The sequence below is a fragment of the Daejeonella sp. JGW-45 genome, from assembly GCF_029360805.1.
GTDB lineage: Bacteria > Bacteroidota > Bacteroidia > Sphingobacteriales > Sphingobacteriaceae > Daejeonella.
In genome coordinates, this window is the sequence record NZ_JARKNC010000010.1 from 557,553 (window position 1) to 578,940 (window position 21,388).

At 40.5% G+C, this 21,388-nt stretch carries 21 protein-coding genes and 1 pseudogene; 9 read left to right on the forward strand and 13 right to left on the reverse strand.

All coding sequences use genetic code 11. From position 1 onward, the window contains the following. Positions 1-83: 83 nt before the first annotated feature. From P2W76_RS16090 to P2W76_RS16100, 3 genes are read right to left on the reverse strand one after another with little or no spacing between them, the layout of a single operon-like run. Positions 84-1,310, reverse strand: coding sequence for a hypothetical protein (locus tag P2W76_RS16090; RefSeq protein ID WP_276348920.1), 1,227 nt, complete (start codon positions 1,308-1,310; stop codon positions 84-86). Then, positions 1,307-1,756 carry a Rieske (2Fe-2S) protein gene (locus P2W76_RS16095; protein ID WP_276348921.1) on the reverse strand — a complete coding sequence of 150 codons (450 nt, stop codon included), beginning with the start codon at positions 1,754-1,756 and terminating at the stop codon, positions 1,307-1,309. The genes P2W76_RS16090 and P2W76_RS16095 overlap by 4 nt, the downstream gene beginning before the upstream one ends. A gap of 1 nt (position 1,757) precedes the next feature. Next, positions 1,758-2,957 (reverse strand): di-heme oxidoredictase family protein, encoded by a 1,200-nt coding sequence (locus tag P2W76_RS16100; RefSeq protein WP_276348922.1) that lies wholly within the window; start codon positions 2,955-2,957, stop codon positions 1,758-1,760. A 119-nt stretch (positions 2,958-3,076) separates the two neighbouring features. Here P2W76_RS16100 and P2W76_RS16105 point away from each other — a divergent pair, with 119 nt between their 5' ends. Next, positions 3,077-3,745 carry a metal-dependent transcriptional regulator gene (locus P2W76_RS16105; protein WP_276348923.1) on the forward strand — a complete coding sequence of 223 codons (669 nt, stop codon included), beginning with the start codon at positions 3,077-3,079 and terminating at the stop codon, positions 3,743-3,745. A 68-nt stretch (positions 3,746-3,813) separates the two neighbouring features. Here P2W76_RS16105 and P2W76_RS16110 read toward each other — a convergent pair whose 3' ends face one another. Further along, the gene (locus P2W76_RS16110; protein WP_276348924.1) at positions 3,814-5,085 is read right to left on the reverse strand and encodes an amino acid permease; all 1,272 of its coding nucleotides are present in this window, start codon (positions 5,083-5,085) and stop codon (positions 3,814-3,816) included. Between the two features lie 475 nt (positions 5,086-5,560). On the opposite strand from P2W76_RS16110, the gene P2W76_RS16115 reads away from it, so the two are divergent. Then, positions 5,561-5,875 carry a hypothetical protein gene (locus P2W76_RS16115; protein WP_276348925.1) on the forward strand — a complete coding sequence of 105 codons (315 nt, stop codon included), beginning with the start codon at positions 5,561-5,563 and terminating at the stop codon, positions 5,873-5,875. 11 nt (positions 5,876-5,886) lie between these two features. Here P2W76_RS16115 and P2W76_RS16120 read toward each other — a convergent pair whose 3' ends face one another. The 3 genes from P2W76_RS16120 to P2W76_RS16130 all read right to left on the reverse strand — a co-directional run bounded on the left by P2W76_RS16120 (position 5,887) and on the right by P2W76_RS16130 (position 8,211). Continuing rightward, positions 5,887-6,675 carry a murein L,D-transpeptidase catalytic domain family protein gene (locus P2W76_RS16120; RefSeq protein WP_276348926.1) on the reverse strand — a complete coding sequence of 263 codons (789 nt, stop codon included), beginning with the start codon at positions 6,673-6,675 and terminating at the stop codon, positions 5,887-5,889. 156 nt (positions 6,676-6,831) lie between these two features. Next, entirely contained in the window at positions 6,832-7,254 is a 423-nt protein-coding gene (locus P2W76_RS16125) for a transcriptional repressor (RefSeq protein ID WP_276348927.1), read from the reverse strand. A gap of 6 nt (positions 7,255-7,260) precedes the next feature. Further along, positions 7,261-8,211, reverse strand: a complete 951-nt coding sequence (locus P2W76_RS16130) for a 1-phosphofructokinase family hexose kinase (protein WP_276348928.1) — start codon at positions 8,209-8,211, stop codon at positions 7,261-7,263. A gap of 577 nt (positions 8,212-8,788) precedes the next feature. Here P2W76_RS16130 and P2W76_RS16135 point away from each other — a divergent pair. The 6 genes from P2W76_RS16135 to P2W76_RS16160 all read left to right on the forward strand — a co-directional run bounded on the left by P2W76_RS16135 (position 8,789) and on the right by P2W76_RS16160 (position 17,837). Next, the gene (locus tag P2W76_RS16135) at positions 8,789-13,174 is read left to right on the forward strand and encodes a CusA/CzcA family heavy metal efflux RND transporter (protein WP_276348929.1); all 4,386 of its coding nucleotides are present in this window, start codon (positions 8,789-8,791) and stop codon (positions 13,172-13,174) included. An 11-nt stretch (positions 13,175-13,185) separates the two neighbouring features. Beyond that, positions 13,186-14,421 carry an efflux RND transporter periplasmic adaptor subunit gene (locus P2W76_RS16140; protein ID WP_276348930.1) on the forward strand — a complete coding sequence of 412 codons (1,236 nt, stop codon included), beginning with the start codon at positions 13,186-13,188 and terminating at the stop codon, positions 14,419-14,421. 173 nt (positions 14,422-14,594) lie between these two features. Next, complete coding sequence (locus P2W76_RS16145) at positions 14,595-16,571, forward strand: heavy metal translocating P-type ATPase (protein WP_276349283.1); 1,977 nt, start codon at positions 14,595-14,597, stop codon at positions 16,569-16,571. A 20-nt stretch (positions 16,572-16,591) separates the two neighbouring features. Then, positions 16,592-16,939 carry an STAS/SEC14 domain-containing protein gene (locus tag P2W76_RS16150; RefSeq protein WP_276348931.1) on the forward strand — a complete coding sequence of 116 codons (348 nt, stop codon included), beginning with the start codon at positions 16,592-16,594 and terminating at the stop codon, positions 16,937-16,939. Further along, the gene (locus P2W76_RS16155; protein ID WP_276348932.1) at positions 16,921-17,610 is read left to right on the forward strand and encodes a DUF1345 domain-containing protein; all 690 of its coding nucleotides are present in this window, start codon (positions 16,921-16,923) and stop codon (positions 17,608-17,610) included. The genes P2W76_RS16150 and P2W76_RS16155 overlap by 19 nt, the downstream gene beginning before the upstream one ends. Before the next feature lie 50 nt (positions 17,611-17,660). Next, positions 17,661-17,837 (forward strand): hypothetical protein, encoded by a 177-nt coding sequence (locus tag P2W76_RS16160; RefSeq protein ID WP_276348933.1) that lies wholly within the window; start codon positions 17,661-17,663, stop codon positions 17,835-17,837. Between the two features lie 329 nt (positions 17,838-18,166). On the opposite strand, the gene P2W76_RS17920 is transcribed toward P2W76_RS16160, so the two are convergent. Both P2W76_RS17920 and P2W76_RS17925 read right to left on the reverse strand, forming a co-directional pair. Next, positions 18,167-18,373 carry a GDCCVxC domain-containing (seleno)protein gene (locus P2W76_RS17920; protein WP_346429843.1) on the reverse strand — a complete coding sequence of 69 codons (207 nt, stop codon included), beginning with the start codon at positions 18,371-18,373 and terminating at the stop codon, positions 18,167-18,169. Between the two features lie 66 nt (positions 18,374-18,439). Continuing rightward, positions 18,440-18,796 (reverse strand): annotated as a pseudogene (locus tag P2W76_RS17925) (MerC domain-containing protein); the annotation flags it as partial. Between the two features lie 445 nt (positions 18,797-19,241). Here P2W76_RS17925 and P2W76_RS16170 point away from each other — a divergent pair. After that, complete coding sequence (locus tag P2W76_RS16170) at positions 19,242-19,724, forward strand: JAB domain-containing protein (RefSeq protein ID WP_276348935.1); 483 nt, start codon at positions 19,242-19,244, stop codon at positions 19,722-19,724. A 116-nt stretch (positions 19,725-19,840) separates the two neighbouring features. On the opposite strand, the gene P2W76_RS16175 is transcribed toward P2W76_RS16170, so the two are convergent. The 4 genes from P2W76_RS16175 to P2W76_RS16190 form a co-directional block, all read right to left on the reverse strand. Further along, a complete protein-coding gene (locus P2W76_RS16175) occupies positions 19,841-20,233 on the reverse strand; it encodes a type II toxin-antitoxin system VapC family toxin (RefSeq protein WP_276348936.1) in 393 nt (130 codons plus the stop codon). After that, on the reverse strand, positions 20,220-20,453 hold the full coding sequence (locus P2W76_RS16180; protein WP_276348937.1) for a hypothetical protein: 234 nt from the start codon (positions 20,451-20,453) through the stop codon (positions 20,220-20,222). Before P2W76_RS16180 ends, P2W76_RS16175 begins: the two co-directional genes overlap by 14 nt. A gap of 268 nt (positions 20,454-20,721) precedes the next feature. Beyond that, positions 20,722-20,988, reverse strand: a complete 267-nt coding sequence (locus P2W76_RS16185) for a Txe/YoeB family addiction module toxin (RefSeq protein WP_276348938.1) — start codon at positions 20,986-20,988, stop codon at positions 20,722-20,724. Beyond that, a complete protein-coding gene (locus P2W76_RS16190; RefSeq protein ID WP_276348939.1) occupies positions 20,988-21,200 on the reverse strand; it encodes a DUF2683 family protein in 213 nt (70 codons plus the stop codon). The genes P2W76_RS16185 and P2W76_RS16190 overlap by 1 nt, the downstream gene beginning before the upstream one ends. Positions 21,201-21,388 lie beyond the last annotated feature (188 nt).

The window sequence follows — 21,388 nt, forward strand, 5'->3', positions numbered from 1 at the left end:
AAAGATAACTATCAAATGGTTTACTTTATTATATAATAGATCGGAAAGTTTATATAATTATAATGTACTTCAGAATTACAATATTAAAAGTATGTAGATACACCAAACTGAAAACCTGCCAGTTTAGCTGCTGGATTGCCCAGAAGATCGGTTTGCCAATTATACCGGTAGTTTAACCTGATAACGGTTTGGGGCGTAGGCCTGAAACTGACAGCCGGAATTATCGAGTAAATATGATCCGAAATATTACCGCTCGTTGAACTAAAATTCCCTTTGTTCCAATCTACGTATTCCATTCTGATGGCCGCGTTCAAAACAGCCCGTTCAAAGCCGAATAATGGCTTCTTTATCAAGGGTTGCACAATATCAATAAAGCCTCCTTGTTGTTTACCTCCAAACTGCTCGGTATAAGTTGCAGGCACATCGACATTTACCCAGGCCCACTCGGCATTAACGAACGTATTCAGTTTGGGTATAATGGTATTGAAATCAATTGCGAAGACATTCAAACGTCTTTTTTCGTCAAGAACAAGTCCATCATCCTGAAATTTATTATAAATACCTCCCATATAAGATAATCCAAGTTCACCAATCTTGCTGTTTCGTAAGGCTACTTTCCCGGTTAATAAAGGCGCTCCGTTGAAGCTTTCCTCGAAGCGATCCCGGTTAGCTTTAGAAGCCGGTAAAAAAGTCCTGTTCTCGGAGTTAGCGATAATGGTCTCGTCAAAGCCATTAGTTAAATATGCCTCATAAGCGTATACCCAGTTCTTAAGATACTTTTTCCCGAAGACCCCGAACCCTACATTGCTCCATGTTGCAGGAAGCATTTGTGTGGCAGATATAGGTCTATCAACAAACTCCCATTTGGGGCCGTCATGGTTTTGGTTGAATGCACCAATAGGATTCATGACGATTCCACCCCTTAAATTCAGTAAGGGATTAAATTCAAAATCTATAGAAGCGAACTCAATGTTGATCTCCTTTGTACCGTCTTCAAACTCCAGTTCTGATAGAAACTTAATTCGTTTTGCAATACCCGAGGATACAAATAGAGTAAGCCTTCGCATTTGAAACTGGTGGCCTTCCGTTACACCATCCGAACCTAAATACTGGTAGTTTGCCTCTGCGTATCCTCCAAGTGCGACCGGGAGCTTTGCAACCTGAAGGAAAGGACGGTCATAGACTGCGTCCATATTTAATTTGATACGTGCAGAGTCTCTATCAGGAACCCGCAGTAAGTCGGGATCAATTTGAGCGAAGCCTTGTTTAGCAAGAAGTACTATTAAAAATAAGGTAAGGAGTTTCTTCATGATTGCTTTCTCATATCTATGAATATATCGTTACTAGACACCAGGACTGGAAATGTCCTGAGATTATCGTCAGCAGGCCCGTTTGTAACCTGGCCTTTATTATTAAACTCGCTTCCATGAGCCGGACACTGAAGGAAATCTCCGGATGCCTGTAGTTCTGTTCCCTGGTGAGTACACCTCATCCACAGCGCGGTATAATCCTGTTCGCTAAAACGGTAAACACATATTGGATATTTAAAGGCCTCATTTCTTATGATGAGGAACGACAGGTAGGCTTTGCTTCCCTTCCCTGTGATTTTAAACTCAGATTTGTTTAATCTTAGTCCGTCTTTTTCAACAGTTCCGGTTAGGTATCTGGTGCTGGTGCATGAGCTAAGCAACGCTGGCATAACTGCTATAGACAAACAGGCAGTACAGCCTTTAGCGATAAAATTTCTTCTGTCCATTTTATAATGATTCAAGGAACTTAATCAGTTTAGCTTTATCGTTGGATGGGAGCTGCTGGAATTTATTCTTGCTTTGTTCAGCTTCACCACCATGCAACAAGATAGCCTGGTCGATAGTTTTTGCTCTCCCATCGTGTAAAAGATGATACCCACCTCCCTGAGAATTCTTGGATAAACCTAAACCCCATAAAGCAGGTGTCCGCCATTCGGGTGTCATTGCTGTACCTTCGGTATATTTATCATCAAGTGCTTGACCCATGTCATGAAGGAGGAAATCCGTGTATGGTGCGAAGGTCTTGTTAGCCAGGGCAGCTATATTGGACGGCCCTGTTTGTAACTGCGGAGTATGGCATTTTCCACAGGAAATATTCAGAAACAGCTGTTTACCAGCAATCACGTCGGCATTATTCTGATTTCGTTGTATAGGTGCTTTTAATGTTTTGAGATAAAATACTACATCCAAAACTTTCTGATTTGAAATTTCAGGGTCTATCTCCTGATTGTCGTAGGTATTATAATGTTCGTAAGTAGAGTTAACTCCCATGTCCTGGTTGTAAGCATTGGCGGTCTGCTGTAAGAGATCGTAGACCGAAGCCTTCTTCCCAAACCGGCCGATGTATTTCCCATTGCGAACGATTGTCCCTGGTCTTAATTCGGAATATTGAGTGATGTTTATCCAATTAGGTCTTCCTGAAATACCGTCTCCATCAGCATCATTTGCGTCTGCCAATGCCGTAATAGACGCATCTGATATGGCTTCGAAAAACCCAAGCCCCGTATTTGCCGGCGGAGTAAAGTTCGAAAATGTTGCCCCGACGGGTATTTTCTCCGGTTGAAAACCCGGTATCGCTCGGTTTTGCAATTGTGGCCCGCCGATTAGCAAAAACTTATTACCCAATGTATCACTTTGCCCAAAGCGGGTTAGCGTGGTAAAAGGGTGGCCTTTGCCATCCCCGGCATGACAGCTTCCGCAGGAGTTGGCTACAAACATTGGCCCTAATCCATTAGCCGATGAAAACACATCGCCATTAAAAGCCACATCGCCATTCAGGAAAAGACGATTTTGCTCAGGTGTTAATCCCTCGATAGGGCCGTCAAGGATCTCATCATCAGCCGGAGCGTTCGGAATAATCTTTTCACAGGAAGTACCTATGGCTATTAGGCACCCGATAATTATTAAAATCTTAAACTTATTCTTCATTGAATGATTGCTTAGACAAACAAAGATATAATTATTTGATTTGCAAAACTATTATTTTAGGCTTATCTAAAATAATAGTTTTATGACCCTTTTTCTTATTTTGCATAAAATCTAAATTGATGCATACTTTTACTGAGGAAAACTATCTTAAAGCCATCTACAAGTTAGAGGAACAGACAGGGGAGACTGTTATAAATTCAGACCTGGCAAAGGCGTTATCTATACATTCAGCGACTGTGACGGACATGCTGAAAAAGATGTCTCAAAAAAAGTTGATTACCTACGAAAAGTCAAAAGGCTTTGAACTTACTGATAAGGGTAAGAAGCTAGCTATCGGCATTATCCGAAGACATCGGTTATGGGAGGTTTTTCTAGTCGAGAATCTAGCCTTTGGATGGGATGAGGTACATGATATGGCTGAACAATTGGAACACATACAAAGCGAAGATCTAATAAACCGTCTTGACCGGTATTTAGGGCATCCAAAAGCCGATCCTCATGGTGATCCTATCCCCAATGAAAAAGGTGTATTTGCAAAGTCAAAAGCTACTCTCTTATCAACATTAAATACGGGAACAAGCTGTGTATTTTCTGGTGTAACTGATCATTCAGCAACTTTCCTCTCTTACCTGGATAAAGTAAAGCTTAGTCTGGGTGATACTATAAAGATCATTGAAATAGAAGAATACGACAAGAGTTTTATTTTGGGATTAGAAGGCCGCAAAAGCATCACAATAAGCAGTAAAATTGCTAATAGTATACTGGTTGTTGCAGAACCTTCAAAATAAAAGGTAATAGAAGTTCTTAGTGTTCATCGCCCCAAACCTTTTCAGGATCATTCGAATTAGCGGCAGCACTATTCCTTCCCGAACTTAGATAATATCCTGTTATACCAAGCGTTACCGCGATTCCAAAAATAAGATACCTCCCAGGTAAACTGGGTAGCTAAAAGGCCCGAAACAATTACCCCGAATGCAGGAAGAACTGGAAATTTATCTATCCTTAATGGAACTGAAAAAGGTCTTTTAAGTGTTGGATGCTTATAACGCAAGACAATAACCGCAAGGTTAACGAATGCAAAAACGAGCATCGCCCCCAGGGATGATACCGAAGCTACCAACTTTATCTGTCCAAAAGGGATAAAAAGTCCAACAATTGCCGCCAGCACTAAGGCTGCTACCCATGGTGCCTGCTGCTTATTTAGTTTAGAGAGCATTGCGGGCATGTCGCCTTTGCTTGCCATGCCGTACATCATTCTGCTTACCGATAAGGAAGCGCTTAAAGAAACATTAGCGGTAGCTAATAAAGCTGCAACACCAATTACAGGCCCCATCCAACTATAACGATTTGAGCCAGCCAGGGCAAGAGGAGAGCCGGAACTTGCTAGTGCTTCTGGTGTTGCCAGCGCAAGAGCAGAAAATACGATCAGAAGATAAATTACTGTAGTGAAAACAAGACTGAAAATAAAAGCAAGAGGAATATTCCTTCCCGGATTTTTTGCTTCCTCGGCAAGGGTTGCCATATGTTCATAGCCGGTATATACATAAAAGACGATTGCTACAGAAGTAAATATTTCTGAGCCTAAGCTAAATTTATGCTGAAATACATTCCCGAAGTTTGGAGAAGTTATTCCGGCCACAACAAGCATAACTAATCCTAATATCTGTGCAGAGGTGAAAGTTATATTTACTACAGAAGATTTTTTTATACCGGACAGATTAAACAGGGTAATTACAGCTAAAAGAGCGTAGGCGATAAGCATTTCTGGAATGTCAATAAACCCGCTAAAGTATCCTGCAAAAGCCAAAAGAACTGTGGCAAAAGTGGCCGTTCCGTGTATGGTGATAAAATAACCCGTAATAAATGGAATAACTTTTTTCTTGGGGAAGGCGTTACTCAAAAAAACATATTCTGCACCAGCTTTAGGGAAAGTAGAAGAAAGTTCTGCATAGGATAAAGCTGAAAAGGTGGCAGCTATCGTAGCTAAAACAAAGGCGATCCACATATTATACCCTGCTTCACCAGCCACTACACCAATTATAGCGTAAATACCTGCACCAACAATAGTTCCGACCCCATAAAATGTTAATGGGATTAACCCTAATGCCTTCTTAAGCTTTTCAGCCATCTGATAATTGGACTTAAATGTGTTCTGGAATACTGTTTGAGCTAAAGTGTTAATACATCAAGATTGACTTTTTGTTCTCAACAGATCAAAAACAGTTTGGAATAAGAGTTGTTCCTGAAGTGCAACACCAATAAACTATTTTCTATTTCTTGATGCGTGTATTCTGGCTGCGCTAGTATCAGACAATTCATATCAACAGTCATTATAAATATGAGAGAGACTTTGTATTTCTACTTCGCAATTTGTATTGCCGCTTTAGTTTTGAAATACCTAAGTGTTTTGGCATCAAAAATTATTAATCATGGCCATTCGCTTGATCATGAACAGCAACATGATTTGGGCAATTACATAAAAATACTAATTTTGATCTTGTTAGGATTAGGTATCTGGTACCTGGCTAATTCAGGACTAAATATTAAAGAGGCCTCAGCAGTTTGGGCATATTATTCAGTTAATTTTTCAAAAATGTAAACCTATGGGATTTGACCAATACCACGAACCCCCCAATGAACTATCTGATGAAACCAGAACGTTCGCAAGAATGATGTTATCTTTAATTGAAGAGGCAGAAGCAATTGATTGGTACGAACAGCGTATATCTGTTGAAAAGGATAAGCAGGCTAAAGCAATAATGCAGAATGCTCAGCAGGAAGAGTTTAAGCACTTCGGCATGGATCTGGAATTCCTATTGCGCAAAAAACCTGAATGGCGCGCGGTCATGCAATCCATACTATTTACGAAGGGTGACATTGTAAAACTGGGTAAAAAGGGTGAAGAAAAAATTGAATGATTGCTAAGGGACTATGCCTCATTCTTAGAATCGGTATGATCTACCCCCTTTAAAAGATCAGAAGTATCCACCCCTTCGCCATTGATAAATAAAAGGGTGTTACCTTCGATATTATTGATCACATCAGCGAATAAATCCATTGGCAAAGCGGGACAACCCTGACTTCTTCCAAGCCTACCGGTTCGGTTTATAAAGTCCTGACTAACGTAGTCTGCTCCGTGTACCACTATTGCTCTTTCTCTCGCCATACCATTTAAGTCGGCGTCCAGGCCATCCAATTTTAATGACCTTCCATGCTTTCCGGTATATACTTCAGCGGTGCTATAAAATCCGACGCTGCTTTGAAATGAATTTATCACATTGGAAAACTTTTTTGCAACAGCTTCCCCACTTCCTTGTCCGTGGGCGACAAATGTGTTAAATAAAACTTTCTGGGCTTTCAAATCAATAACCCATAATCTTTTTTCAGTGCTGGGTTTAGAAAAATCTACAACTGAGAGTATCTCTTTTGTTCCGGGAAGCACATTTAAATCTTTTAAGTTATGGTATCCTGTCATCCCTTTAAGGAACACCTGATAATCCAGGCCTGAGGCAGCCAAACCTGACCTATTATAGACAGATAAGACATATTCGTTGAAAATTTCCCTTGGTGATATAGTTGCACTATCAACGGACTTGACTATGACTTTTTTACCTGCAGCACTACCACTCTCTTTACTAACGGTGTTTTTAAAACTCAAGGTTACAAGTGTAAGTAATACAATTACTATCAAGCTGCTCAATTTCCATCCTTTTCTCATAGTTTTCTTGTTTTTTTAACAATCATATAACGAATTTTCAGCCCTGAACTTATTGTTTACTGCCTGATATTACTTTTTGCCGACAATTTTCGAGGATGCTTAATCGTCAGGAATTCCATCGTTAACTATTATTTATTACAAAGATAAGTCAGTACCCTATGCAATGGAATTGCATTTATTACATAATCCTTTGATGATTAAGTCGACTTCCTCGGCCCTGAAGCTCTCCGGCAGCTTCATTGTTGGAATCGTTGTAGCAGGCAGACAAAACGTTTCTCTACACGAACTACAGTAAAAATGTGGATGAAGATCCTGATGCGCTTGCGAATCACACTCTTCTGCACACATGGCATATTTCGGAACTCCGGTGCCATCTTCGATCGAATGTACCAAGCCCTTTTCCTGGAATGTCTTCAGAGTTCGGTATACACTAACTCGATCAATGGGAGTTAATTCTCTTTCTATATCACTTAAACTTGTTGCAGCTTGCTGATCCAGCATAAAGTTTAGCACCAACATTCGGTTTGGTGTTGGATTAATCTCTTTTGAGATTAGGATGTTTTCAACTTCTGCTTTCATTTTCGATTAGGAAATTGCTTTTTGAGTTTTCCTGGTTAGCCATTTATAAAGCTTTTCTGCATCATCCATCTTAAAGAGTTCAGTTCCTGGATTCATTGTAGCAGCGGTTCCACAGGCTATGCCCATACGGACCATTTCTTGCAGACTCTTACCATTCGATAAGGAGTGTACCATACCTGCTACCATACTATCTCCAGCCCCGACTGTACTTAATTTTCTGACGGTGGGAGCTTGTACCTGTTCTGCGATGGTATTTGTCACAAGATATGCACCCTGGGCTCCCATCGAAACCACGATGACTTCACACTTGCCCTTGCCAATCAATGCTCTTGCAGACTCATCAATTAAGGTATCATCCAATGTTTCTTTCTCCGAAATCAGACTAAGCTCTCTTAAATTTGGCTTAAGAAGATAGGCACCTTCTTCAGCCACTTGGCTGAGCGCTTCCCCCGAGGTGTCAGCAATAAAACGATTGCCTGTTTTTTTTGCAATTCTGGAAATTTTAGCATAGAAATCAGAATTGATGCCTGGAGGAAGACTCCCGCTGGCAACGATATAGTCCATTTTGCCGGATAATTTTTCTATCGCTGTAAGAATAAGTTGGGTCTCTTGAGGAGATATCTTTGTTCCGGGCATTCCGAAGCGAAATTGCTGGTTAGATGATGACTCCACAACAATAAAATTCTGCCGGGTTTCACTCCTGGTGTCAATCGGTTCGTAAGAAATTTTCTCCTCGTTCAAAAGACTAATCAGGAGATCTCCTGTAAACCCACCCTTAGGAAATAATGCAGTTGAAGCACTTCCCAAGCGCTTAAGTCCTCTGGAAACATTAATACCTCCGCCACCAGGTTCATATTTTGGTTGGGCGCATTGAAGCTTTTGCTCAGGTATTAGTTTCTCGATATTGGTGCTGCAATCAACAGCGGGATTAATGGTTATGGTGAGGATTTTTGACATTTTCTTTTTTTTAACTCAATATTATAGTCAACAGGAAACTAAATATACTGTTTAATGGTAGTCCTTCTTTTTATGCTACTATGCAGGCCGTAAATATTTCTTAAATAAAAAAAACTGATATACTAATTGATTGTTCATATCTTTGACGAAATTATCAAAAGTGAAATTCTGGAGTCGGATCGTATGTACAATCGTAATGCTGGTGAGCCTTGTGCCCTGCGCAGATGCTGTTTCATACAAACAAACTTCCATAATTAAAACTGAGTACACAGAAACTTCTACTCCGAAAAATCACAATGAGCGTGGTTTGGATGCCTGTTCTCCGTTTTGTGTTTGCGCCTGCTGCAACGCTCCATCAGTTATGAAAAATGTAATATTTTCCATAGATATTCCCTTACAAATAAGCTTAGAGTACCCTAACAATGCATTAGGAAAAGCAACTTCCACCTCTGTTGCAGTTTGGCAGCCGCCTAGATTAGGTTAATAAAAATTATTGAATTATTGTGTTCTGATCAATCCTCTTGGAATGATTTGATCGCATATTTATTTTTTTTAATTACAACCTAATTTAAATTCAATGCTGAAAAAAATCATTCAGTTTTCTATACAAAACAAGCTGGTTATAGGCTTGTTCACATTTGCGCTGATTGCTTGGGGAGTATACTCCTTAAGACAGTTACCGATAGACGCCGTACCTGATATAACGAATAACCAGGTACAGGTTATTACATTGAGTCCTTCTCTGGCCACCCAGGAAGTGGAGCGTTTAATATCTTATCCGGTAGAGCAAACCATGTCTACCATACCAGAAATTGAGCAGGTTCGTTCTCTTTCGCGGTTTGGCCTTTCTGTAGTTACTATCGTATTTAATGATGATGTAGATATTTATTGGGCCCGGCAACAGGTTAATGAAAAATTGGCCGAAGCAAAGAACAATATACCAGGGGATCTGGGCAACCCCGAAATATCGCCAATATCTACCGGATTGGGTGAGATATACCAGTATGTAATTCATGCAAAACCTGGCTTTGAAAAGAAATTTGACGCCCGTGAATTACGAAGTATACAGGACTGGATCGTACGTAAACAGCTTTTAGGCACACCCGGCATTGCAGAAGTGAATAGCTTTGGCGGTTTGTTAAAGCAATACGAGATTGCTTTAGATCCTGATAAACTGAGAAGTTTTAATTTAAGTATCAGTGATGTTTTTAATTCTCTGGAACAGAATAACCAAAATACAGGAGGCGCTTATATCGATAAAAAGCCCAATGCTTACTTTATACGAAGCGAGGGATTAGTTGGCGGTCTTGATGATATCAATAAGATCGTTGTTAAGAACAATACTAACGGCATTCCTGTATTAATCCGGGATATTGCTACCGTTCAGATTGGTAACTCTATCCGTTACGGTGCCCTTACACGTGCTACTGCAAAAAGCCAGGGAGAAGCTGTTGGAGGCATCGTAATGATGCTGAAAGGTGCTAACGCCAATAATGTAGTTAAGCAGGTGAAGGCAAAAATAGAACGCATTACGCAAACACTGCCGGAAGGAGTAACTATTGAGCCCTTTCTTGACCGGAGTGCTTTAGTGGATAGGGCAATGGGAACTGTTGCGACAAACCTGATTGAGGGCGCTTTGATCGTTATTTTCGTATTGGTATTGTTCCTGGGCAATTTCAGGGCGGGACTGGTCGTGGCCTCAGTAATCCCACTGGCCATGCTTTTCGCGATTTCTCTGATGAACTTGTTTGGAGTATCAGGCAACCTGATGAGCCTTGGAGCAATAGACTTTGGTTTAATTGTCGATGGTGCAGTTATTATTGTGGAAGCGACAATGCATCAGCTTGCCGGCAATAAAACTGGCAAGGCCTACACTCAATCCGAAATGGATGAACAGGTGGAAAAATCCTCAGTGCGAATGATGAGTGCTGCAGCGTTTGGCCAGATCATTATTTTAATTGTTTACCTGCCAATCCTTGCTCTGGTCGGTATTGAAGGGAAAATGTTCGGCCCGATGGCGCAAACAGTATCCTTTGCTATCCTGGGTGCGTTTATCCTTTCCCTGACTTACGTTCCTATGGTATCGTCGCTGTTTCTTAGTAAAAACATCTCTCATAAAAAGAATTTCTCTGATCGGATGATGGATTTCTTTCAAAGGAAATATAGTCCAATGATACATGCTGCATTACGTAAACGTAAGCTCGTTATTATCTCATCCGTAGCATTGCTGGCAGTTAGTATTTTCGTATTTACCCGCATGGGAGGCGAATTTATCCCCACATTGGAAGAAGGCGATTTTGCAGTCGAAACAAGATTGCTCACCGGCAGTTCTCTTAGCCAATCTATTGATAAGATAAATCAGGCATCTAAAATCTTAGTAGAACGATTTCCGGAAGTGAAGGAGGTAATTGGAAAAATAGGCGCTGCCGAGATCCCCACAGACCCAATGCCAATGGAGGCCACGGATCTGACGGTAATACTAAAAGATAAGAAAGACTGGACAACGACACATGACCGTGAAGAGCTGGCAGAATTAATGGGCGAAGCCCTGGAAGATGTACCAGGTGTTAGTTTTGGGTTTTCGCAACCCATCCAATTACGTTCTAACGAGCTTATATCAGGTGTAAGACAGGATATAGGTATTAAAATCTTTGGGGACGATCTTAATCAATTAACTGATCTCTCTCAAAAAATAGGAAAAATTGTTTCAACAGTTGATGGGGCACGAGACTTATATCTGGAACAGGCTACAGGCCTGCCCCAAATCGTGGTAAGAATCAATCGTGACCGGATTGCCCAATACGGATTAAGTGTAGAGACTGTTAATCAGGCATTAAATACCGCATTTGCAGGACAGTCGGCGGGTTTGGTTTATGAAGGTGAGCAACGATACGATATGGTAGTACGTTTGTCACTTCAGAACCGTCAGGATATTGATGATGTAAAAAATGTGTATGTAACTGCTCCAAACGGCAACCAGGTTCCGCTTGATCAGCTTGCTGAAGTTGAGTTCGTGATTGGTCCTAACCAGATCCAGCGGGAAGATACTCAACGCCGTATTATCGTAGGATTAAATGTTCGCGGACGTGATATTGCCAGTGTAGTAGAAGAAATCGAACTAAAGATCAATCAGCAGATCAAACTACCGACAGGATATTTTATAACCTACGGCGGACAGTTTGAGAATTTGAAGCAAGCAACTCAGCGATTATCTATAGCGGTACCGGTTGCTTTGCTGTTAATTCTATTGCTTTTATATTTCTCTTTTGGCTCTGTTAAGCAATCCATCCTCATCTTTTCAGCGATTCCAATGGCAGCAATTGGAGGAATTTTCGCCCTTCTGTTAAGGGGAATGCCATTCAGTATTTCAGCGGGTGTTGGCTTCATTGCCCTTTTCGGTGTAGCCGTTTTAAACGGAATCGTGCTAATAACTGAATTTAACAGGCTCAAAAAACTCAATAAGTACGGATTAGATGAAATTGTGCTTAAAGGTACAGCTATCCGCTTGAGACCGGTGTTAATGACCGCTACCGTTGCATCCTTAGGATTTCTGCCTATGGCTCTTTCTTCAGCAGCTGGCGCGGAAGTTCAAAAGCCCCTGGCTACAGTCGTTATTGGCGGCTTGATAACATCAACTATTTTAACCTTAATTGTTTTACCCGTGTTATATACATATTTCGAAAGTTTCAAAAGCAAAAGGAACAGAGCTATTCCTACTGCTACAATTGCCCTCTTCATTGCAGGGCTCACGTTATTTGCTCCGGCAGTTAAAGCCCAAGTGCCTGTATCAGGCACGCCAATAACCATGCAACAGGCTATACAAACAGCTCTGAACAACAATCAGGCAGTAAAGTCTTCCGGCTTTCAAATCAGTCAGCAGCAGGCATTAAGAGGTAGTTCAAGAGACTTAGGTAAAACAAATTTTGAAGTTCAATACGGGCAGATCAATGGAATAAAAAGAGATAATAACTTTAGTGCTTCTCAAAGTATTCCAAATCCAGGGCTTTTTAAGAGCCAGCGTAGTCTCTACGATGCACAGATCCGAGGTGCAGAGATTGGCTTGTCGATAACTCAGAATGAGTTAAGCTATCAGGTCAAAAGTAACTACACCCAGCTAGCGTATTTTATTGCTCTTCAACAGTTGTATCTCAGCCAGGACACCGTTTACAATAGCTTCTTGAAAGCTGCGGCTCTTCGATACGAGACCGGGGAAACCAACCTGCTTGAAAAAACTTCAGCAGAGACACAGTATAATGAAGTGCGTAATCAAATGAGCAAAAATCAATCTGATATTTTAGCCTATACCTCCGAACTACAGAGGCTGCTTAACTCACGGGAGAACATCGAGATCACAAAAGAACAGTTTGTCCCGGTTAATTGGAATAATGTAATACTTGACAGTATGATTGCAAGAAACCCTCTTCTTGCATCGTACAGGCAACAGATTGAAATTGCAGATAAATCTATCGGTCTTGAAAAAGCACGCTTGGGCCCGGATTTTTCCGTAGGATACTTTAATCAGTCCATCATAGGTAATCAGAATGTTAACGGGCAGGATGTGTATTTCAACGGTGGCAAGCGATTCCAGGGTATACAGGCAGGTATTTCTATCCCAATCTTTTCCAAACCTTTTTCCGCACGCATTAAGGCTGCACAAATAGGAAAGCAGGTTGCTGAAAGTGAATTTAGCCTTTTTCAAACTAATCTCCAGGGGCAGTACAACAAAGCATATCAGGAACTGCTAAAAAACTCCCGCAGTATTGAATATTATAAATCAAGTGCACTGCCAAATGCTAACCTTATTCTAAAGCAGTCTCAGATAGCCTTTCAAAATGGGGAGATTGGCTATGTGGAATATTTACAGGGATTACGAACCTATTCAGAAATTCGGTTCAATTATCTCCAGGCTATCAATCAATACAATCAATCAGTTTATACACTTCAATACCTTATGGGTTTATAATTCAATAGAAGATGAAAAGTAAAATTCAAATAATCAAGCAGATCTGCTTCCTTACTATAATAACTGTTTTTTTTGCCTCTTGTGGTAGTAAAGAAACCTCGGTTGAACAAACTCAAGAGGACAGCACTCATAATGAAAGTGAAACCTCTGTAGAGATTACGGAGGCTCAATATAAGACAGTGGGCTTTACGTTAGGCTCACCGGAAATGAGATCCTTAAGCGGTGTATTAAAAGTTAACGGATTTATTGATGTACCGCCCCAAAATCTTGTAAGCGTTACAAGCCAAATGGGAGGTATTATAAAATCCACCCCTCTTTTGCAGGGAAGTAACGTAAACAAGGGACAGGTAATTGCTGTTTTAGAAAACCAGGAATTCGTTCAGCTTCAGCAGGACTATCTGGAAAGCAGAAGTCAGTTAGAACTCACCAATTCTGAATATAAACGACAGCAAACTCTGGCGCAACAGAACGTAAATTCTCAAAAAACGCTACAACAGGCAAAAGCCAACTATCAAAGCGCTTTGGCCAGAGAAAATGCGCTGAAACAACGATTGCGTCTAATTAATATTAACCCCGGAAGCTTATCCGCAGGAAATATCCGCAGTCAGGTAAGTATTTATGCGCCAATTAGCGGCTATGTGACCGAAGTGAATGTCAATATTGGGAAATTTGTTAATCCAAACGACATCATGTTTGAGATCGTGAATAGTTCGAACCTGCATGTAGAGTTAAATGTATTTGAAAAAGATGCTGTAAAAGTGAAAGCAGGACAGCAGGTACGATTTACCATGACGAATGATACAACCGAGTTGCGTGCGGTAGTTCAGTTGGTGGGCGGTGAAATTAATCCTGATAAAACTGTAACAGTCCATGCTATTGCCAAAGGAAGTAAAGGTTTTATTCCGGGAACATATCTCAAAGCGTTTATTGAAACTGCAAGTAGCGTAGTTTTGACTTTGCCACAAGCTGCGGTTGTCGATTTCGAAGGGAAGAAGTACATTTTTGTAGCTTCTCAAGCTGCAACCGAAGTGGCACCCAAGCACATTGAAAAGGAAAACGAGACAGAAACTGAGAAAGAAAAGGCGGGAGAATCATTTCATTTTGAAATGATGGAAATAACTACTGGTATAAGTGACGGTGGGTACATCGAGGTGCAGATTCCTGGAAATCCTGATTTAACAGGAAAAGTAGTTTTGAAGGGATCTTATGATCTTCTTTCAAAAATGAAAAATAGTGAAGAGGAATAAGGGCATTAACAATCTTTAACATGGAAAAAAATAATCGCAGAGGCAAGGTTCAAAAAACCAGAACAACACCCCGGAAAACTGAAGCTGTTAATGATCAGAAAGAAAAACCGTTACAAAACCCGGTCTCTAAAGAAACTCCCGGGAAGAAAGAAATAAACGGATCTAAATCCCAAATGGCTAAACACGACCAAGCAGAAGATGCGGGACATAAGGACGGCGGTGTATTTGGTAAAAATACCGAACTGATATTCGCCCTTCTTTGCGGTGTAGCATTAGGTACAGGCTTTGGTTTATCCTATATAAATACAATACCAACCTGGACCAGCTTGTCACTTTATATAGTCGCCTATTTCTTTGGAGGGTACTTTACGGCAAAAGAAGCAGTTCAAACAATCCTTAAAGGGGGATTTGAAATTGATTTTTTAATGCTGGTTGCTGCAATTGGAGCTGCAATTCTCGGTGAATGGGCCGAAGGCGCTTTACTGCTGTTCCTGTTTAGCTTAGGCCATGCTTTGGAGCATTATGCCATGGGCAAAGCCCGTAAGTCGATTGCGGCACTTACCAATCTTGCCCCACCCACCGCCCTTGTAGTAAGGGATGGCAAAGAGGAAGAAATCCATATTGAAAAATTAGTGTTGGGGGATATCATAATAATAAAGCCTAATAGTAAAATACCAGCGGATGGAGTCGTGATTAAAGGAGAGGGCAGTGTAAACCAGGCACCCATTACCGGAGAAAGTGTCCCCGTTGACAAATCGCCCGTACCCGATCCCGCCAAAGATTATACGAGCGAGAAAAGCATTAAACCGCAGTTTAGGGTTTTTGCGGGTACAATTAATGGGGCATCTGTATTAGAGGTGAAAGTAATTAAAGAAGCCAAAGATTCAACCATTTCAAGATTAGTGAAAATGGTAAATGAAGCCGAGAAGCAAAAATCTCCAACACAATTATTTACCGATAAATTTGAAAAATACTTTGTACCTGTAGTATTGATATTGGTTTCAGCCCTGTGTTTTGCGTTCCTGGTAATTGATGAACCTTTCAGTAAAAGCTTTTACAGGGCAATGTCTGTACTGGTTGCCGCTAGTCCTTGTGCATTGGCAATTTCAACACCAAGCGCTGTACTTAGCGGCGTTGCCAGAGCCGCGCGTGGCGGTGTGTTGATTAAAGGAGGTAGACCTTTGGAGGATCTGGGATCTTTAAATGCTATTGCTTTTGACAAGACCGGTACTATAACAGAAGGCAAACCCCAGCTTACTAATGCGATTCCGCTAAATGATATTTCTGAAGAAGAGCTCCTTACCGTTGCAGTAGCCGTTGAAAAGTTAAGTGATCACCCGCTGGCCGAGGCTATTGTTAAGGGTGCAATGGAAAAATTAAAAAAGCAAAAAATTCCGGAAGCTCATAACGTTAAGGGGATTATTGGCAGGGGTGTCCAGGCTGAAATTGGCGGAAAAAAGATTTACATCGGGAATAAGGCTTTATTTAACAAAGCCGGTATTCCTCAAGATATTTTAAAACAGGTCGAAGACCTTGAAAAAGGTGGCCACACCTCTATGCTGGTTAAGCGGGACAAGGATTTTATTGGGATATTGTCCCTAATGGATGTGCCCCGGAAAGACGCAAAGCGTGTGCTTTCTGAATTGACTGATCTGGGTATCAAAAAGATGATCATGCTTACTGGAGATAATCAGCAGGTTGCCGAGGCCGTGGCAAAGCAAATTGGTATCACCGAAGCTTGGGGAGACCTCATGCCCGAAGACAAGGTGAAGGCAGTACAAAAGCTGGACAAATCCGAAAAGATGGTTGCTATGGTTGGTGATGGGGTTAATGATGCCCCGGCTATGGCAAAAAGTACGGTTGGTATTGCTATGGGTGCTGCAGGCTCAGATGTTGCGCTGGAAACCGCAGATATAGCCCTATTGGGTGACAGGCTTGAAAGCCTGCCGTTTGCGATCGGTTTGAGCAGAAAAGCTAAAGGCATAATCAAACAAAACTTGTGGATCAGTCTTGGCGTCGTTGGTGCTTTAATCCCCCTTACCATTTTAGGTATTGCTTCCATAGGACCGGCAGTTATTGCACATGAAGGGTCAACATTGATCGTTGTATTTAATGCTCTTCGACTATTGGCCTATAAAAATGATGCATGATAAATTAATCTAAGAAACGGATGTTACAGCTATTAGAATTCACATCTGATAATATTATTGCAACAAAGGCTGATAATCAGTTGAAGGCAGGGGATTATGAAAAGCTCCATCCAATTGTTCATAATATATTGACTAACGGAAAAAAGGTGCGATGGTATCTGGAGGTTGCAAGTTTTGAGCAATGGTCTGATGAACAGTTTTTGCAATGCATAAGTCATGCGGATGATTTTGAGAAAATTTGTTGCGTGGGTGCAAACGAAGATGATAAGCGGATTATTTCACTGCTCCAGCCATTTAAAAACGCGCAGGTACGCTTTTACACTATAGAAAATAAAAAAGCCGCAGAAACATGGATAAAGGAAAATTAAAATACTTCCAGCGACTGGATGCTCATCACAAATTATACATCTCAGCAGGCATGGCTTTAATCATTTTCCTGCTGAGTTATGGAAAATTTTCTTCCTCTGTACATTACATGATCACTTGGCTGGCATATGCATTAAGTAGTATAATTTTGGCTTGGATCACTATATTAACCTCGCATCCAGCCGAGGTGAAGCATGAAGCACATGACCAAGATTCCAGTCGTACCTTGGTATTTCTCTTTGCTGTTGCCGCTGCATTTGCCAGTCTTTTTGCCATTCTGATACTTTTACAAGGTAGTGGAGACAGTTCCAAGCCAGATCTTGCTTATCAGATCATCATTCCTTTTGCGTGTGTCATGAGCTCCTGGTGGTTGGTTCATACCATATTTACATTAAGGTATGCCCATTTTTACTATTGTGACATGGACAACGACAAAAAAGGAGAAAATGTGAAACCTGAAGGTTTAATATTTCCTGGCGAGAAAGAGCCTGATTATCTAGATTTTACCTATTTCTCTTTTGTTATTGGAATGACATTTCAGGTTTCTGATATACAGATTACGTCCCGTAGGATTAGAAGGTTGGTCTGGATGCATGGTGTATTATCGTTTGCGTTTAACACAATAATTGTGGCGCTCACCATTAATATTGTTTCAGGGCTCATTCAAAAATAAGCAGACAAATCAAAACTGCTTTAATCATCTTGAGGACTAAAAATTAATTTATGGAATGGACTTTAGAAAATTTTCCTGTTGGGATGAATGAATTGGATCCTAAAGTGCGGGAAAAAGCGATTGAAATTGCAAATCAATTGAAAAAAGAAGGGCGGATTAACGAATTAACAGTAGTGGACGAGGCTATTCAACAGGCTCAGGAATGGTTTTTAAATATGGAAGGGTAATGATTAAGAAAGGCATCGTCAGAAGGCCTGTGAAAATTGCCGATTCCAGGAAACCCAGGAAAAAAGTCAAAGCAATAGTTATAAGCCTAAAACGTACCTTATGGTTATATATTGGATACTTGCACTATTGGCTTTGCTCGCGATCTATTTAAAACTAAAGCACTTTTATGCTACACACTGGTAACTGTATTCTTAGAATATCGAGCTTACGCTTCGGGTTGTTCAAAAACTAATGTTAAAGCCTGCTATTTTCTAGTGGTCATTGCTTACAAATCTTTAAATATTCAAAAAAACTACGCTTTTTTAGCGGCTAACTGTTTCTATTAAATTTATGGAGTACAGCAGGGATTTGAGCCTTGCATTGGAGGGCATTTAACCGTTCCGTAGCTGCAATAAACACAGCAATCGCCTTTCAAAGGTCTTAATAAAGTTTTACACTTTGCGCATTCATAATAGTAGGCACAGGCATCGGTAGGCATGATCTCGTCTTTTTTATGACCACAATTTGGGCAGGTGATAGTTGATCTCAGCTCGATGAGCTTATCTTCATTATCGCCGGTATTGCAGCAGGAATGAAGTTTGTTACGCTGGTAATTCCAGACGGTAGCTACCAACAGGCCGATCAGGCCTGCATAAAGAAAGTAAATCCACTGATCCCTGTTATCGAGATGGTATCCATATATAATTAAAATCCCGCTAATGATAGCGGCAATTAAAGGATACATACAACGGTGCCTCCGGTATGATATGTAAAGTCCGATTATGGAAATAAGCACCATCCCCTGGAAGATCCACATAGTCCATCCGCCAAACACCTCAAAACTACCTAAACCAAGTGCAGTAGCAGCAAATGCAATAATTGGAAAACAGCAGGGTGATAATAATACTGTAAGAAGAACTCCTGAGGTTCCAATTTTGTCTAAATTATTTATTAATCTCATGTTGGTCGAATATACCATAAACCAATGCTATCAAAGGATATTTAGAAATTTGAGAATAGAATGCCTGCCATAGCTCCAACAACACTTGCTATCAGAGCAACTACCAATCTCCATTTCTAAAGTCTGGCCAGCTCAAGCTCAATTTACTCAGCCTGTCCTGATCATCGCGCTTAACTGAAACGTTATCGTATAACAACTCCAAAGCCAGTGGTTTAGCAGTAGATCGTAGTAGCGCATAATACGCTGATGGGTCCTTTAAGTCAATTGAGGAGTAAAATATTAATCATTGAGACAAAGTTAGGCTAAATCAGAAATACGAGTTCGCTTCGCCAAAGTAGTATCAAAAAAATGGGTATCCACTATCGTGGAGCCTCCGCATTTTTTTGATCTCCACTTTGCACTTTATTTCTGATTTAACCATCGGCAGCACCATAATTAATTCATTCACTTAATCAAAGTAATTATGGAAAAGCTTCAAACCGAGCAGAAAGCGAACTCAACAACATTCCAGGTATCAGAAATCAATGTGTCTTACCGACCTAAAGTTAAAGCTTCAGAAAGACCCAAAGTATCAACATCAAAGGAAGTTTATGACATACTGTTTAATAACTGGGATCTTGATAAAATGGAACTTTTAGAACAGTTTAAAATTCTACTATTAACCAGAGCCAACCGAGTGATAGGGATATATGAAGTTTCATCTGGTGGGATGGCAGGAACCGTAGCGGATCCTAAGTTAATTTTCTCAACCGCATTAAAGGCCTGTGCGAGTGCTATAATCCTAAGCCATAATCATCCCTCAGGAAATTTAAAACCAAGTCAGTCAGATATCGCATTGACTAACAAATTAATAGCTGCCGGAAGTCTTTTGGATATAGCCGTTCTGGACCATGTAATATTGAGTTCCGAAGGTTATTATTCATTTGAAGATGAAGGTATTATTTAAGGGGGAAACCCCTTTTATAACCTTAAATTAGCCACCTTATTTGAGGATTCTTAGGTATGAAATTTTGCTGGGGAAAAAGTTATACACGATTCACATTCCATATCTACCCTTTTACGCTACCAGCTTTCTATTTTCAATCCGTCAATTTCATTAAAATGCTTGTCTTTTGTTACAAGCGTTAACTTGTGCTGTTGAGCTATGGCAGCGATCCACATGTCATTTTCAGGGATAGGTTTACCCTTTTTAAGCAATCCTGTTTTGATTAAGGCATACCAGTTGGCCGTTTCATTATCTGCAGGCAAGACCCTGCATTGTTTTAGAAAAACATTGATCTGCTTAGCATGTTTTGAAGGATTGGAAGACCGGTAGGCGCCAAGATACAGCTCGCCTAAAACCGCAAAAGGTATATCAATTGACGGCAGTGTTTCAAGGGAGGCGATTACAGATGGGTTGCCTCTGAACAGCGCAATGATAACATTGGTATCTAATAGAGTGTTACTTCCAGTCATCCGGGTGAATAATTTCACATGATTCTTCTATGATCTTTTCAATTTCGTCTGCTTCATTCTTAGACCAGATGCCCGAAAAATTCCTGATGCCAGGTACCTTCTTCCCATTTTTGTTTTTCTCTGATTTCTTCAAAAGATCTTCCAAAGCAGTTAGAACCTTCTCACTCTTTACCTTGAGCACTTCTTCTATTACATGTAATTTTCTTACTTCTGAACGCATAATCCTAGTTTAGCAATTATCGTGTGCGAATTGTCTCTATTGTAAATTCCTTCTTTTATCTTTCTTAATGGAGTTGCTATAGCCTGGGCAATCTTGGCTTTCTGATAGATAATAATACCGGCAATTTGAATACACCTCAACAGGTACATCTTTATCAGGATAATAGTAGACCCTCTTTCAAGGGTTACAGTTACATGGCCTTTTTGGGCAGTTCCGCTTTTGAATACTATACATTACATAGCTTTACTCACATACCCGCCAAACAACACTATTGGTAATGTCCTTTTAGCGAATAGACGTAGATGATTTCCCCGGTAACCTCGTAAACTATCCTGTGTTCTTGATTTATACGTCTTGACCACATTCCAGTTAGCTGGTGTTTTAAAGCTTCGGGTTTGCCGGTTCCCTCAAAAGGATGCTCAGTAAGTTCATTTAATAAGACAAGCATCTTTTTTAAAAGGGCCTTATTACCAGACTTTTTATGATATTCAATATCTTTCTTTGCTTGTTCTGAAAAGTCTAAATGCAGGCTCATTACAATCCTAACAAACTTCGCAGTTCTTCTTTCTTTACTCTGGTAACTTTACCCTTCTTAACTTCTTCTTTGCTTCTCTCTATTTTTGCCACAAACTCCAAATCATAGGGACTTTCATTTTCTTTTCTGAAAGAAACATCTAAGGCTTTTAAGAAAGCTTTTATAGCGGTTAATTGCTTTTGGTTCTTGGGTTCGACAATCAATGTTTCCATAATAAAAATCTCTAATTTATCCTTCCTTAACTTTTCTTAGTGGGGTGGTTACCGCCTCGTTAGCCTTGGCTTTAGTAGTATCTCTGCGTTACTCAAGCCTTTCTCCACTATACCTTCAGCTCTACAACAAATTTACTAATTATCCAGCAAAGATTACTCTTATCCATTTGCACTTAAATACATCTTGC